This window comes from Wocania arenilitoris (assembly GCF_021728535.1).
Classification (GTDB): domain Bacteria; phylum Bacteroidota; class Bacteroidia; order Flavobacteriales; family Flavobacteriaceae; genus Wocania_A; species Wocania_A arenilitoris.
This window is the reverse complement of record NZ_JAKKDU010000006.1, coordinates 115,070-131,038: the sequence shown is the minus strand read 5'-3', so window position 1 is coordinate 131,038 and position 15,969 is coordinate 115,070. Positions and strand designations below refer to the sequence as shown.

The window sequence follows — 15,969 nt, the reverse complement described above, 5'->3', positions numbered from 1 at the left end:
ATACAAAAAAGTAAATGAATGATGTGTTTTTCTTTATTTTAGAAAATTGAAGAATGCAAAATTTATTTATTAAAACTCAATAAGTCAGTTTTAAAACCATATTGAGAAGTAATAAATTTGAAACCTTATAACAAATAAGAAGTAAAACCAATAAGGGTTTGTATCATTTAATTTTCAACTTTTACCATAGACATATTATTATTATATGGCTTACTTCCTTTTAATTCCATTGCACTTCTAGCAGATTCAATATTATCAAATTTTTGATAATAGATATAATATTTGCTTGTTGCAACATCAAAGAAAAAATCAATATTTGTTTCTCCAGCAGCCACTGCTTTTCTTAAAAACTCATCTCTTTTGCCTATATCACTATGTACGCCAATAACAACATAAAATCCACTTTCAGTATTTTTTACATCTTTAACAATTTGTATACTAGAACTCTGCGTTTCTCCAGAGTCAAAATCTTCTGCTGTTAAAGGCTCTGAAGCTAAAGGCGTAAATTGTTTTATTTGTTTTAATGCTTCTCTATCTTTTAAATATCGTTCTTCTTCATTATCATAAGTAGCGCGTTTAATCCTTCTTTTTCTTTCAACTTCAGTAGCAACTTTAATCTTTTCTATAGTAGATAACAAGCGTTCTTTTGTACTTAACGCTTGTAGCTGTTCCGACTTTAAATCTTGAATTGTTTTAAAATAGAATACATTGGTTGGATCATTCCCATCACTAACTGTTTTAAGCCTTTCGTTATATAAGTTTTCTAATTGAGAGATTTTTTCGTTCTGAGACTCAATTACATTATCAATCTCTAGTTTTAAAGACTCTAGCTTTGCATTTTCGGCTGTTACACTTTTAAATGGTTTTGGTGCTTTGTAAATACCTCTTTCGCTCAAATCGTTTTCCTCTTTTAAATCTTTAAGATCTTGGTCTCTATTTTCAACCATTTCACGCAACCTGCTTAATAAATTTTGCTGTTCTATTTTAGCGTTTGTTGTTAACTTAGCTAAACTGTTCATCTCTCTAGCAACTTTATCTTTTGCAACAGGAACAAGTACACCTTCTAATTCTATCATTTCTATGCTTTCTTCTTCATCGGTTTTGGCTTCTTTTTCTACTATAGCCCGTGTTTCTGTATCTGCTTTAGTTTTTTCGGCTGCTTCTTTAATCCTAGTTTGTTCTTCTGCTTTAGCTTTAATTTTAGCAGCTTCTTCTTGCTTTAATCTTTGAGTCTCTGCTTTTTTCTGCGCTTCTTCAACTGGGATCTTAACTTGAACTTCAGGTTTTGCTTTTTCCTTAGCCTGCTGAGATACTTGTCTTCTTTCTTCAGCCTTAACTTGTGCTGCCAATCGTCTTGCTTCAATTCTGGCTTTGGCTTCTTGTTTTGCAATTTGCCTTTGTTCAGCACTTAATTTTGGTGTTTTATTATTTTTAGCAAGCACTTTTCGTCTCTTTTTTGTAGTTAAAAGCGCTTGTTCATTATCATCACCACTGTAACTATAGCGATTTGAGTTTTTAAATTTGTAAGCTAGTGTGATTTCATGCGAATTACCAAAATTAGAGAAATCACCAATAGCTTTTTCATAGTTGTATTCTATAGCAATTTGAGCACTAATGTTTATACCTAAGCCTCCTGAAACACCATACAAACTATTATAACCTGCTTGTGCCCATATACCTTTTGGAACATTTAGCATAACAAGACCAGAAATAATGGTTTGATCTTTTTTAAATTCTGAACGTAACAAACCTGTAAACTTACTTTCATCAAAAAAACCACCACTATTTACATAACCAGTATACATTATGTGCCCCTGAATAGTTTGTTCAGGATTATCTTCAATTATTTCTGATGTTTGCAAGTTATAAGAAACTGCGTTGTTTATTGAAACACCAAAATCGAAAAAAGCAGTACCATAATTTATACCAGGATTTATAGTAATTATAGAATTTGAAGAAATGTTTTGTAAAGACGGATCTGGAAAGTTTGTAATAACTCTACCTTCGCTTATACCACTTTTATAAAAGCCAAAATTCATTCCAAAAGTTAAGTTACTATCAGTATTTAAAACTGCATTGTATGCAAAATTTAAAACACCACCAAAGGTTGTAAGTACACCATAATCTTGTTGAAACAGACCAACACCAATGCCAATATTTTCTTTAAATCTGCCTGAATAACTTGCTAAATAAGTTAATGGGGCATCATCAAACTGTACCCATTGGCGCTTATTATAAAAACTAAAATATCTATTCTGCTCTCTAACAAAACTAAATGTTGGGTTGATGGTATATTTATTAAATTTTAAAGAATTTCTTGTTGGTATATTAAAAGCAACAATTCCATCCTCTTGAGAATAGAATTGCTGTGTAATACAGAAAAATAAAACTATATGTAATAGTAATTTTTTCATTCTATTTAACGACCGTTATTGAGCCTTTTTTAGTTTTATTATCCTGTGTTATTATAACGTAATAAAAAACAGGGTTTACGTTTTTAAAATCTATTTGATTCTCTGGCCAATTATTTAAGTAATCATTGGTTTTAAGTATAATTTTTCCTTGAGAATCAAGAATTGTTACCGAAGCATTTGAACCGTTTACATACGCTTGTGGAATTACCCAAGTATCATTTATGCCATCTCCATTAGGACTTATTAAATTTGGTATATCTGCTACATTAGGAAAAGCCAATCTAACTATAAACTGAAATTCTTTAGTTGAAACACATCCAACGGTTTGAGCAATTTCAACTTTATAATTTCCAGATTCGTTAATTTCATAGCTATTTCCTGTTTCAGTAGCAATCAATACATCATTTAAATACCATTTAAACTCAGGGCTACTAGCTGTTGTTGTTATTGTAGCAAGCAACGTTTGATTGTCTTCTATAATATTAACATCTTCAAGATCTACATCAATTTGGCTTGTAAAACCTATACCATCCAAACTAATTGATGCACTCGTCATACAATCACCTAAATCAACATCAACAGAAAACTCGCCAGACTCATTAGTCATATACATTTGATTTGTTGCACCTAGAATTTCTTCACCATCTTTATACCATTGATAGCTCAAACCGTTTATCGAACTTAAAGTAGTTGACCCCTGAGTTGCACAATACGGATTACCTAAACTTGAGCTGATTGAAGATGTTCCATTTGTTGTTGACTCACTTACAGTAACACGATTAGAAAACGAATTAGATGTACAGGATCCATAATTAGTTTCGGCAAAATATGTTCCTGGCTGACTCACCGAAAGCGTGTTACCAGTAGCAACAAAAACAGAGGTTGTTGGACTAGTTTCCTTAAACCAATTAAAAGTAAGTGATGAATATTGCAAAGGCGAATCGTTATCACCAGTTCCAGGGTTATCAATAGTTAACAAGTAACTACCGCCAGAACAATACACGCCAGTATCAACTAAATTATTAATTGAAAATGGTGTGTCTTGAATTTTGTAATATGCAGGAAAAGCCACAGACCCTGTACTTGTAGCTACTGGAGCAGTACTTTTTACTCGGAGTTTGTATGATTCTCCAGAAGTATCAGTAGGTATTGAAAAACTTAACGTTGCTGGTGATGATGCAATGGATCCTTGAGCAGAAGTATATACAACTGTAGCGTTTGAAAAACTTCCCGTTTCATCAGATAGTTCTATTATAAATTGATTTGTTGAGCTTAAGTTTTCTTCAGGGGAAAAGGAAAATGTTATATTATAAGTATTGAATGAAGAACTTGCACAGGCTTGACTAAAACCTCCTAAACTTGGTGTACTTATAACTATTTGTGCACCAACAGTTTTACTTATTGAAAACATAAAAAAAGTAATAAAACAAGTAGTGATAAAAGTCTTCATTAGATATTGTTTTCTTTAAGAATAGAAATAACTATCGTTTGGATTTTAGAAGTTAAACTACCTGTATTATAATTAATGATTTAATAAAATAAAAATTCGAAGTAAAACAATGCGGGTAGTAAAAATTCTTATCAAACTAACAATTAGATTCACTTCTAATTTTCGTCTATTAGTCTTAAATCTGAATCAACTTCATTTGAAGCTACTATTTTATTAATTCTTAATCTAAAATCTGGTCGTCTCTTATTTCTTAAATCAATAAATGTTTCAGAATTATTACTTTTCGAATAGACATTAAAAAAGGCAGAGCTACCATACCAGTTTTCTAAATCTTCATTATTAATATTGTTTTCAACAAATATGTTTCCATTACAATTGTTAAAATACATATCGGTAAATTTTATTTTTTCTAAATTTTCTTGATTTATCCTAATCTTATCTTCGAATAAAACAGCAGGATTAAAACCGGAAATAACACTTTTATTCATTTCAAGTGAAGCATTATGCCCAACATAAACTGCTTCCTTTACCAAACCTTGTCTGATGTTTGAATTAATATCATCACTATCTGTTATTAAGGTAATGTTTTTGGCTACTACTGAAGTGCCGTTTTTAGTAAAATCTACTTCTTCTTTATTGTCGTATGAGTTAATCTGTAAACATCTGGCTCCTGCACTATTTGAAACGTAAGGAGACCTAACAGCTAAAGAATTTGACAAACTACACTGAGCACCGTAATTAAATTTAAAATCATTACTATTTGATTTATAGGAAACAGCTTTATTTAAATTAACTTCTCCTCCCAATATTTCAAAAGAGTTGCCAGCACAATGACTAACCATTATACTCTCTAAAATGGTTTCTTTACCAACACTAGCCAATAAAAGACCATTAAAATGGCCTGCATTTTTAATTCTTTTACCTGCATACTCTATTCTTACATATCTTAAAATACCCGAATTACTTTCTAGATTATCTCCTCCATAGTTAGAATTTGCATAAATATTAGCATTAAGTTGATTATAATATGATGCCACAGAACCACTACCAAACTTAGTTATTGGTGCATCTCCTAGGATTATTAATCCTCCCCAATCTCCTGCTCTTTTAACACTTCGATTAGAAGTGAAAATAATAGGATCTGTTTCTAAGCCATCAGCAATAATTTTTGAACCTTTAGATATGGTAAGTGATCCTTTTGAAGCATAGTCACCAATAATAACAGTTCCGGGTTCTATAATTAGTGTAGTACTATCTGTAACAAAAACATTTCCAGAAAGTAAATACACGTGACGTTTATAAAGTCTTGTGTCTTCAGTTATGTTTCCTGCTAGTATTTGAGTAGGTTCTCCATAATCAACTGTCTCAGGTTTAAACTCCGTCCAATTATGTAACCAATTATCAGCACCTATTATTCCTTTTTCTTGTTGTGCAAAAATTCCTCCTGTAACTAGAAGAAATACCCATAGCTTTTTAGTAATGTTATTCATGATTAATTTTTTATATTAAAAAACAAATAGATTTAAATTATACAAAGCCAAATATATAATAAAAAATCTATGAAATGCAATTTTTTTCGTTGAAATACATATTTTAATAATATTTGATATTATTTTATCGATAAAATACAGTTTTAATATGGATAAAATACAGTTTTAATAACCTAAAGAGAAGTATCTGCTTAATAAATAAAAATATATTTTAAAAAACTAGTAACAAAAAATATGAATATTTATATTTTTTCTAGCAAAATAAATATTGAAGTAACTAATTAAATATCTTAATTAGTTGCTAATGAAACTCACTATATTCATGTAATGATTTCATTGTTTCTTCATAAAATAAAATGGCGGCAATTAAATTACTTGTATCTGAGTATGGCAAAATACGCCTCTGAAATTCGTTATTTGTTTCTAAAAAATTCTCTGTAGCATCAAATTGTTCATCCAATGCAGTTCTGTTGTCTTTATCGTTAGGAATTCCTAAAGTGGTCATCGTAACTCCAGGTTTAGTAGCAAATGCAATATAAGGTAATAACTTAACAAGACTTTCTATACGCTCTACATATAAATCCAATAGTTCTCCCTTTTGCATACGATCAAGATCTTCCTTGGTATGGTATTTCTTTATAGAAACATTTTCACTTATAATACTTTTAGGAGCTTTGTTTTTTTGAGCAAAACTAATACTAGTAACCAGAAAAAGGCTAAAACTTACTAAAATAATTCTAATTTTCATGTCGAAGATTTAAGGATTTAAAAAGCAAATTTATGTAATTTACCGAAAAAAACAAACGTTTTGTCGATTTTTTTATAATTTTTTTATAATTACTGATTTTGAGCAAGAATAAATTATATCTCAAAAAAATATAAAAGGTTGAAACTGGATAGTAAGTAAAAAACAGGTGTTACTTTCCGATACAGAAATTAGCAAAAATATTACCTAACAAATCATCATTTGTTATTTCTCCAGTAATTTCTCCAAAATAATATAATGCCTGGCGAATATCGATTGCTAATAAATCTCCTGACAAATCAGTTTCTAAACCCTGTCTAACCTTATTCACTTCTTGTAATGCTTTTAACAAAGAATCATAATGCCTTGTATTGGTAACTATTGTATCATTATTTCTTAATGCCCCAGTATTTACAAAACCGAGTAGTTGGTTTTTGAGTACATCTACTCCATTACCTCTTTTTGCTGATAATAAAGTAAGATTTTTAATTTGAGACTGAATACTTACACTTTCGTTGTCTGAAAGTTTATCCATTTTATTAGCGATAACAATAAGAGGTTTTTTAGGGTATTTATTTTTTATTTTTTCAATTCCTACTTTAAATCTAGAACTTCCTGTTTTAAAATCTGAAGCATCAAACAAATAAACCACTACTTGAGCTTGATCTATTTTTTCAAACGTTTTTTTAATACCAATACTTTCAACAACATTTTTAGTATCTCGAATACCAGCAGTATCTATAAACCGAAATCCTATTCCGCCAATAGAAATTTCGTCTTCTATAGTATCTCTTGTAGTTCCTGCAATTTCTGAAACTATGGCGCGCTCTTCATTTAATAAAGCATTTAAAAGCGTAGATTTTCCCACATTAGGTTCGCCAACAATAGCAACTGGAATGCCATTTTTAATAACATTACCAACGGCAAATGAATCTATTAAACGTTTTAATACTAAAATAATTCGATCAACTAAATCTTTAAATTGTGAGCGGTCCGCAAATTCAACATCTTCTTCAGCAAAATCGAGCTCTAATTCTATTAATGATGCAAAGTTTAGAAGTTCTTCTCGAAGTTTAGCAATTTCAGATGAAAATCCACCACGCATTTGTTGCATTGCAATTTGATGAGACGCTTCATTATCGCTAGAAATTAAATCTGCTACGGCTTCTGCTTGACTTAAATCTAATTTAGCATTTAAAAAAGCTCGCAATGTAAATTCCCCTGCGGTTGCCATTCGACAGCCTTTCCTTAAAAATAATTGTATTATTTCTTGTTGGATGTAATTGGAACCATGACATGAAATCTCTACAACATCTTCTCCTGTATAAGAATTTGGATTTTTAAAAACGGATACTAACACTTCATCTAAAGTTCTATCTCCATCAATAATATGCCCTAAGTGAATGGTATGCGTTGCTTGTTTTGAAAGTTGTTTTCCTGAAATTGACTTAAATTGCTTTTCTACAATATTAATCGCACTATTACCAGAAAGTCGTATTATAGCTATAGCTCCTGCGCCTGAAGGAGTTGCTAAAGCTACTATAGTATCCTGATTAATCATGAAATAAAAATAACAATTTGAACGTAAAAATCTTAAACTAAATAAATACCATCTTGTTTAATTTCAATTAGACGTTGCTTGTATAATGCCCCAACAGCTTTTTTAAAATTCTTTTTACTCATTTGAAGCTGATCTTTTATAGCTTCTGGTGATGATTTATCTGTTAAATTAATAAAACCACTGTTATCGTTTAGTTCTTGTATAATACGCTCGGAATTAGGCTCAATATTCCTGTAACCAATCTGACCTAAAGTAATATCTAATTTATTCCCTAGTCGTATTTTTTTAACAATACCCTTTAGCTTGTCGCCAACACTTATATCTTTAAATATTTGGTTTTTATAGATTAAGCCCAAATGTGTTTTGTTTACAATAACATTCATTCCTATATCTGATGGATGTGATACAATTAAATCAACCTCATCAAACTCTGCAACCGTAAGCTCTTTATTATTTAAAAAACGGTTTGTTTTGCTTGAAGCTACTAATCTATCAGTCTTTTCATCTAAATAGCAATGCACTAAATACCAACCCCCTGGTTTCATTTTAAAGGCTTGTTCTTTAAACGGGCAAAACAATTCTTTAACCAATCCCCAATCTAAAAAAGCACCATAATCCGTAACTTGGTTACAACGTAAAAGCGCAAAATCACCTTTCATAATATAAGGCATGTCGGTTGTAGCTACTGGTCGCTCTTCATTATCTAAATACACAAAAACATCTAACTTATCCCAAATTTTAAATATCTCTGGAACATATCTGTTTGGTAATAACACTTCGTTATCCTCATCGTCTATCAAATAAATACCATGATCAGTTTCACGAAGTATTTCTAGAGTATTTATTTGTCCTAATTCTATCATGTGGCAAAGGTAATGATATTAAGGAAAGATTGTTTAATTGATAATGACAAAACTATTGCTAAATAATGCTATAAGTTAAAAAGATTCTGGTATATATTCAGAACAAATAAAAAAGCGCCACAATATTGTAACGCTTTAAACTTAAAATAAATTTATATACTAGTAAGCTGATTCTTTACCAAAATGCTTAGTTAACAAATAGTAAACTACTGCTCTGTATTTGTTTCTGTTAGATTGACCGTATTTATCCATAACGGCTTGAATACCTTTATCTAAATCTGCACTATCTTTTAATCCTAATTTTTTAATTAAAAAATTATTTTTCACAGTTGCCAATTCTGAATCATCTGACCCAGAAACTGTTGAAGAATCTGCATTGTAAATTGATGGTCCACAGCCAATAGTCACTTTAGTTAGTAAGTCCATATCTGCATTAACACCGCATTTGTCTTTTAAATCTGCAGCGTACTTTGCTATTAATTCGTCTCTTTTGCTCATAATTAAATTGTTTTAATGTGTTTGTAAAATACGTTTTAAAGGTAACCCTTTTTTTTTGACACATAAAATCGTAGAAAGTCACTTTATTTAACTAATTGACTTAAAATATTGAAGCAATACCTCATCATTCAAATTCTTAGGAGTAAATATTTCTAATAATTTTGGCTTTTGACTTAAAGAATAAAATGAATTAAAGTTGTTCTTTAAACCTGACTCGTTTGAAACATAATTATATTCAAAACCATACATTTTACATAAATACTTTGCTGTTAACTGGTGCTTAGTTTCAAAATAAGTGTCAAAATTCTTAGTGTTTTTATGTCCAGGTAGAATCCTGAAAATACCGCCTCCTTGATTATTAATGATAATGATTCTAAAATTATTAGGGATATAACTATTCCACAACGCATTGCTATCGTAAATAAAACTTAAATCACCAGAAATCAAAGTGGTTTGCTTATCGTTAGCAACCGCACAACCAATAGCGGTACTAGTACTACCATCAATTCCGCTTGTCCCCCTATTGCAAAAAACGTCTAACGTCTTGTTTAAATCAAATAATTGTGCATAACGCACAGTTGAACTATTTCCTAACTGTAAAACTGTGTTGTTTGGAATAGCTTTTAAAATAATTTCGAAAGCTTTTAAATCAGTAAAGTCTATTTTGCTAAGATAATTAGCATGTTTATAGGCTCTTGTTTCTTTTACTGAGCTCCAAATCTTTTTATAATCACTTTTTTTTGATTGTATTTCTGGTAAAAACTTTGATAAAAATTGATTTGGTGAGGATTGAATAAATCTGTTTAAACTAAAAAACGTGTCGTTTGCTTTTTTTACATCAATATGCCAGTGTTGCTGTGGTTTATACTTACGTAAAAATGCTTTTATTTTTTTTGAAACAATTAAACCTCCAAATGTTAATATAATATCTGGTTGCAAACTTTTAAAATCTTCATCTTTTAAAGGCGCAATTATTTTATCAATACTTGGAAAAAAATTATTGTGATGTAGATTTGATGTAGTTTCAGTAAACACTAATACACTGTCATCTTTTGCCAAAACATCTAACCATTTTTGCTCGATACTATTTGGTCGACTAACACCTACTAACACCATTTTTTTAGAAGCAGCATTCCAATCCCTTATACACTCGTTTAAAATATTTGTTTCAATTTTTAATTCCTGCTTTTCAACAGATACTGTAGTTGGATTAACAGTTGGCTCATCAATTCTATCATACAACGGTTCATCGAACGGAATATTAATATGAACTGGCCCCATTTTTGAGAAGGCAATATTAACAGCTTTATTAATTTCAGTTTCATTATAATCTTGAATTCCTTGCTTTAAACCCAATAATTTTTCAAGTTTATTTTCAAGGTTTTTAAAAATAGGCAACTCTTCTTCTACTTCAATTTCTTCATCTAAATCCAATTTTAAATTAGCAGAATATAAAATATGATTTTCAAATATGTTTTGCTGATTAATGGTTTGTCCGTCTCCAATACCAATTAAATGTTTTGGTCTGTCTGCCGATAAAACAATTAATGGAATATCGCTATAAAAAGCTTCGGCTACAGCCGGATAATAATTTAACAATGCACTACCCGATGTACAAACTAAAGCTGTTGGTTCTTGTAACTGTTGCGCTATACCCAAAGCAAAAAAAGCAGCACAACGTTCATCTACAATACTATAGCATTTAAAATAAGGATTGTTTGTAAAACCTATAGTTAAAGGTGCATTTCTGCTACCTGGAGAGATAATAATATGCTTAATGCTTTTGGCTTTACAAAGCTGTATTACGGTTTGCGCAAGCGGAATTTTTGGGTATTTCATGTTGCACAAAAATAAGAAATAGGTAGCTAAAAATACTAATCCAAAACATTTTTAATAACCAAAGATTTCGATACAGTTTCTTCCCACTCATCTTCAGGATTTGAACTTTTGGTAATACCACCACCTACATAAATAATAGCTTTAGAATCTTTTAATTGCATGCATCTTAGATTAACATAAAGTTGGGTGCTTTTTTTGGTTATTGCATAAGCTCTATTTTCAATATTTCGCTTTCCTGATCTAGGATATTTTATTAAATCTAAATTTAATTCACCTAAAAAACCCGTGTAAAATTCACGGTTGTAATTTTCATTTTTTATAATGAATTTTTTTGCATCTTCTTTCTGATAACCACAAACCGCCGGAGTTGGATGCAATATAGAAACAACATCTTTTAAGTTTGAATTGGGTTTTAATCTTGCTAAAATAATAGTCTTTAAATGCAGTAAATTACCAGCTTTTACAGTTTCAGTATCTGATGCTTTAATATTTTCTACAAAAGGTTTTAAGTTTTCAATAATAAAATCTGTAACTATATTTTGCTCATCTTTTTCTTTATCTTTCCATTGTACATTTAGCGTGTCGTTATAATTTTGTGTTCCAGCTAAAGCCATAATAGAAAATTGTCTGCCCTCAATTTTAATTAAAGTTTCTGGTGTTGCCCCCAGCCACAGCCCTACTTTAGGATGATACCAACAATACACAAATGCAGATTGATAAGCTTTTAAAAGTTTTTTGTAGATTAAAATTGGGGTGCTTTCATTAACATCAACTGTTTCGCATCTAGATAAAACCACTTTTTTTAAGCGCTTTTTTTTAATAGCATCAACACCTTTTTTAACAAGGTTTATATGAAATGCTTTTTCTTTAATTAAAGTTGAATTATTAACAGAAAACACTTTTTTTATCCCATTATCACTACCTATAGAAGGTTCTGTCTGGTAGGAAATACTTATTACATTTGAATCATTAGTAGGTATTAAAACTGAATCCTTAGTATTTTCAAAAGGAGAAAACACAAAACCTTTTTCAGTAAAATCTTTAGTAAAATTTAAATCGCTTGTTTTTTGAAGTATGGCTTTTACAACATCTTCATTAGGTTTTCTATAAACCACAAAAGGAAGTGTATTATTATATTGTGCTTCTATACTATTAAAAAAATCCTCCAATGTCATTGTCATTGGTTATTTAGTTCTTGGAAGCGAAATGGTAGTTAACTTACACAACGAAATCAAGTTATCATCATCATCAGTCACTCTAATTTCAAACAATTGTGTAGTTCTTCCTTTATGAATAAATGTAGCTTTAGCATATACATTACCATCTCTAACACTCTTTACATGATTTGCATTTATTTCTATTCCACGCACAAAATAATTATCGGTATCTAAAAGTAATTCTGCAGCAAAACTCCCTGTGGTTTCAGCCAAAGCCACTGTTGCACCACCATGCAAAACACCATCAGGCTGGTGGACTTTAGAGTTAACAGGCATTTTTAGTATTAAAAAGTCATCGCCAAAATCAATCATTTCAATCTTTAAGGTTTCAAGCAAGGTATTTTCTGCCATTGCTTGAAAACGTTGTAATATAACTTCTTTTGGTAGTTGCATATAATTTTCTGCCTTTTAAACTAAAAAACAAAAGTAATTACTTAATGTTAGAAATCAATTAAAAATTGGAATGATAATAAGATTTTTTACAAAAAACAGTCATATTTGGTCCTTTATGAACTTGTATTGCAATTACTCCAGAAGTAGCACTTTTACTCATTTCGTTATCTACAACATCTATTGTTTTAGTGTTTGTTTATAAAATGCTGTAAAAGGTTTTGAATGTCTCCCTTGAGTACTTGATATCGATATTTACTAACCCAAACTATATGCATTGTAAGCCAAGAAACTGTATGCCCCATTCTTCTTTGATCTTTCATAAATCAAAGACACAAAAGTGGGTAGCAACTGAAAGTATTGTACTGAAAGTGCATAGTTTCAACTAACGAATGAGACCAATGAATCAACCTAATATTCTACAGAAATAGAAATGTTACGGTGTGTTTTAGAACCAGATTTATATGCATGCTCAAATAATAATACTTTCTTGTATCTGCCTTTAAATACATCTCTATAATGCTCCAATTCATCAATTGATTTGGCATTATAAACAATTTGCATTTTTTTATTATTTACAGTACCGTAAACCGAAATTTGGTATACGTTTTTTGATTTGGACCCTATATAATTTGAAGAAAACGATATCCTATTCACTTTAAATATCTGCTCTTGGTTATTAAATTCTTGAGGCGACTTATAAAATACGTTTTCGTACTTAGCTTTTATATTAGTAGATCTTAGATTTGTTGTTTGACTAAATGATTTACTAAATGCTATCAAAATTAAAATTAATACAATTCTTTTCATGATAATTAGGTTTTGATTATAAAATAGGAACTTAAAAATAGCGATTTAAACTAAAATTTAAACCGCTATTTCGCGTTATTTTTTTATGAAAATTTATTTTGAGTCTTCCTTTTTTAATGGAGAATGGTGTTCATGAACTATTTTCCATCCACTATCTGTTTTAACAAATAATAAAGTTATTTGATCGTTAACAATAGCTAAATCTTCTCCAAATTTAAGATGAAAATCGGAATGAAAAGTGACATTGGCTACGTCTCCGTATACCGCAATTTGCATATCATTTGCTTCAAACTTTACAACTTCAGTAACAGAACCAAATATACTTCGTTCAAAGTCTTCATTTGCTTTACCTCCATTTCGAGGTTCTCCATTTTTAAATTCAGTAAACTTAGGCCCGTAAGCATGATAAGAAATTAACTTATCAATATCTCCATCTTTAAGGCTTTGTGCAATTGCGCCAAAGGTCTCTTTAATTTCCTGCTGTGCTTCAGGGAATTCATCGTTAATAATGTCTATTTTAAGTTCCTCAATTACTTGAGTTTCCTCTTTTTGCTTGCATCCAATAATTAAAAAAATAAAAAAAGTTATACACGCTAATGCAAATTTTGTTTTCATAAATAAATAGTTTAGTTAGTTAATAATACTAAAAAGGGTTGTATAGTTAGATTAAAAGACTAAAATACTTAAAATAAATTAATCATATAGATTCTGTTAAAATTAACAAATTAAAATAGCCGAATAATTAGCCACCTTTATAAAAGTAGCTATTTAATGTTTTGAAAACTCATCCAATAATTTAGACCGCATATAAAGTTTTTTCACAATGCCAAAAAAAACTTCTTTTGCAGTAATAACAATATCGATTTTGGGTTTATTTTGTTGTAAATTAAATAATCCTTAATCTACTAATATATAAGTATTTAGATTAATTCGTAAGGTCCCATTTACACTAGGTATTGAAAACAGCAGACCAACTTTTCCTGTTTCAATAACATTTAATAAGCTATCTACTCTATTATTTCTTTAACATCAGGCATAATTATTTTTGAATCGCGTATTACTTTTACAAAACCTCGAAATCCTCCTCTTAACAAAGTATTTTGTTTTCCTTTATTGTTTAAAAAAGATAAAACTAAAAAAGGCTAAGTATTGATAAAATTTCTAGAATGCTTATCTAATTTAAAAAGTGATTTATCCTTTGCTCTTCCACTAGGGTATTAAATAATACAAACTTGACTAAACTTTTGTCATGTATTTAGAAAAAATTTAATTTAATAATATGGTCAATAATCAAATAAAAAGGTATTTCATCAAGTATTTGTTAGTATTAAAGTAAATATTACTTACAATTATAGATAAATAATTAAATATTAAACCATGAGGGTAATTATTATAATTTTAGCATTATCGTTTACAGATTTGTGTAATGCACAATTTATTTCTAATGACGACAAATTACATTTAGCTGCAGGTGCGCTTATTTCTGGAGCTACTTATATAATAGTTCATACAACTATAAAAAACAAAAAAAAAGCATTTTGGTATAGCTTAGGCGCTTCTGCTTTAGCTGGATTAACTAAAGAACTTATTGATGCAGGACAAGATGAAAGGTTTGATACTGGAGAAATAATTGCAACTACAACTGGTGGTTTGGCAATGAGTACAACACTTAGCATATTTGTTGGTAAAAATAAGAACAGAAAAAAGGGTGCAAAAACAGCCTTAGTTAATTAACCAAACGATTAATAATATCTTTTGTTGGCAAAATTTCTGTTGTATGCTCAATACTCGGGCCAGCAACCCAAACCGTTTTGTATGTAGCTTTGGTTGCTGCATTTTTAGTGGCATTCATTCCTATAGAAAAACGAATCATTTTTACCCATTTCTTGAGTTTTCGATTCTTATTAAGTAAGTTTTCAATCCAAGTAGCTTTGGTACCAATTTTTTGTACATAAGGTGTATTAATAACAGTGCAAGGTGTTCCAGAAATACGTTCTGTTACAACAATATCATTAGCGCCATAATCTACACAAGCTTGCTTGTATTCATCAGTAACATTTGCTTCTATTGATGCAATAAATGGACTTCCTACTGAAACACCTGCTGCTCCATAACTTAGCATTTTATCAATATCTGTTTTACAGCCTACACCACCAGCTGAAATTATTGGTATGTTACAATTTACAACTAAATGCTTTATTAATTCTTCTGGAGATGCATCACCCCTATGCCCACCTGCTTGATTGTTAACAGCAATAACAGCATCTGCTCCTAAACCTTCAACTTTTTTAGCAAACTTTAAATCTACTACATCGCAAAACACTTTTATACCTACCCTGTGTGCCTGATTTATGGTTTCTTCTGGACTTCCCAATGAAGTAATTATAAAATCGCAACCTTCTTCACAAATTACACGCAATTGATCTTTATATTTTATATTCGATTTGTTTACAATTAAATTAAACCCAAAAGCACCACCTTCAATTTTATTTTTATGCAATTGTTTTATAGAGGCACGTAACTCTTCTAACGTTCTATAATTAAGTGCAGGAATGCATCCTGCAATACCACCTTTCATAGCTTCAGTTACCATGGCAACATTTGACACTAAAAACATTGGAGCTTGAATGATTGGATGTTTAATATTTAAAATTTGTACAAGTTTATTAGCCATACACCATATAAATTTAGA

Annotated in this window: 15 protein-coding genes; 1 reads left to right on the top strand and 14 read right to left on the bottom strand. The window is 30.0% G+C overall.

Features of this window, described 5'->3' with window-relative positions; all coding sequences use genetic code 11:
• Positions 1-167: 167 nt before the first annotated feature.
• The 13 genes from L3X37_RS06570 to L3X37_RS06510 form a co-directional block, all read right to left on the bottom strand.
• Positions 168-2,414, bottom strand: coding sequence for a PorP/SprF family type IX secretion system membrane protein (locus L3X37_RS06570; RefSeq protein ID WP_237239371.1), 2,247 nt, complete (start codon positions 2,412-2,414; stop codon positions 168-170).
• A 1-nt stretch (position 2,415) separates the two neighbouring features.
• Positions 2,416-3,864, bottom strand: coding sequence for a T9SS type B sorting domain-containing protein (locus L3X37_RS06565; protein WP_237239370.1), 1,449 nt, complete (start codon positions 3,862-3,864; stop codon positions 2,416-2,418).
• Positions 3,865-4,019: 155 nt separating this feature from the next.
• A complete protein-coding gene (locus L3X37_RS06560) occupies positions 4,020-5,354 on the bottom strand; it encodes a beta-helix domain-containing protein (protein WP_237239369.1) in 1,335 nt (444 codons plus the stop codon).
• Positions 5,355-5,655: 301 nt separating this feature from the next.
• Complete coding sequence (locus L3X37_RS06555) at positions 5,656-6,102, bottom strand: hypothetical protein (RefSeq protein WP_237239368.1); 447 nt, start codon at positions 6,100-6,102, stop codon at positions 5,656-5,658.
• 169 nt (positions 6,103-6,271) lie between these two features.
• Positions 6,272-7,660: a tRNA uridine-5-carboxymethylaminomethyl(34) synthesis GTPase MnmE gene (gene mnmE / locus L3X37_RS06550; protein ID WP_237239367.1), complete on the bottom strand. Its 1,389-nt coding sequence runs from the start codon at positions 7,658-7,660 to the stop codon at positions 6,272-6,274.
• Between the two features lie 32 nt (positions 7,661-7,692).
• Complete coding sequence (locus tag L3X37_RS06545) at positions 7,693-8,523, bottom strand: CvfB family protein (RefSeq protein WP_237239366.1); 831 nt, start codon at positions 8,521-8,523, stop codon at positions 7,693-7,695.
• A gap of 159 nt (positions 8,524-8,682) precedes the next feature.
• Positions 8,683-9,021, bottom strand: coding sequence for a DUF2853 family protein (locus L3X37_RS06540; protein ID WP_237239365.1), 339 nt, complete (start codon positions 9,019-9,021; stop codon positions 8,683-8,685).
• An 87-nt stretch (positions 9,022-9,108) separates the two neighbouring features.
• On the bottom strand, positions 9,109-10,860 hold the full coding sequence (gene menD, locus L3X37_RS06535) for a 2-succinyl-5-enolpyruvyl-6-hydroxy-3-cyclohexene-1-carboxylate synthase (RefSeq protein WP_237239364.1): 1,752 nt from the start codon (positions 10,858-10,860) through the stop codon (positions 9,109-9,111).
• 35 nt (positions 10,861-10,895) lie between these two features.
• Positions 10,896-12,035, bottom strand: a complete 1,140-nt coding sequence (locus tag L3X37_RS06530) for a chorismate-binding protein (RefSeq protein ID WP_237239363.1) — start codon at positions 12,033-12,035, stop codon at positions 10,896-10,898.
• A gap of 9 nt (positions 12,036-12,044) precedes the next feature.
• Positions 12,045-12,470, bottom strand: a complete 426-nt coding sequence (locus L3X37_RS06525) for a PaaI family thioesterase (protein ID WP_237239362.1) — start codon at positions 12,468-12,470, stop codon at positions 12,045-12,047.
• 185 nt (positions 12,471-12,655) lie between these two features.
• Positions 12,656-12,790 (bottom strand): transposase, encoded by a 135-nt coding sequence (locus L3X37_RS06520; RefSeq protein WP_439654830.1) that lies wholly within the window; start codon positions 12,788-12,790, stop codon positions 12,656-12,658.
• 88 nt (positions 12,791-12,878) lie between these two features.
• Complete coding sequence (locus L3X37_RS06515) at positions 12,879-13,277, bottom strand: hypothetical protein (protein ID WP_237239361.1); 399 nt, start codon at positions 13,275-13,277, stop codon at positions 12,879-12,881.
• A 93-nt stretch (positions 13,278-13,370) separates the two neighbouring features.
• Positions 13,371-13,892, bottom strand: coding sequence for a YybH family protein (locus L3X37_RS06510; protein ID WP_237239360.1), 522 nt, complete (start codon positions 13,890-13,892; stop codon positions 13,371-13,373).
• Positions 13,893-14,654: 762 nt separating this feature from the next.
• Between L3X37_RS06510 and L3X37_RS06505 the strand changes: the two genes are divergently transcribed.
• Positions 14,655-15,011: a hypothetical protein gene (locus L3X37_RS06505; RefSeq protein ID WP_237239359.1), complete on the top strand. Its 357-nt coding sequence runs from the start codon at positions 14,655-14,657 to the stop codon at positions 15,009-15,011.
• On the opposite strand, the gene L3X37_RS06500 is transcribed toward L3X37_RS06505, so the two are convergent.
• Positions 15,004-15,951 carry an NAD(P)H-dependent flavin oxidoreductase gene (locus L3X37_RS06500; protein WP_237239358.1) on the bottom strand — a complete coding sequence of 316 codons (948 nt, stop codon included), beginning with the start codon at positions 15,949-15,951 and terminating at the stop codon, positions 15,004-15,006. The genes L3X37_RS06505 and L3X37_RS06500 overlap by 8 nt on opposite strands.
• Between the last annotated feature and the right edge of the window lie 18 nt (positions 15,952-15,969).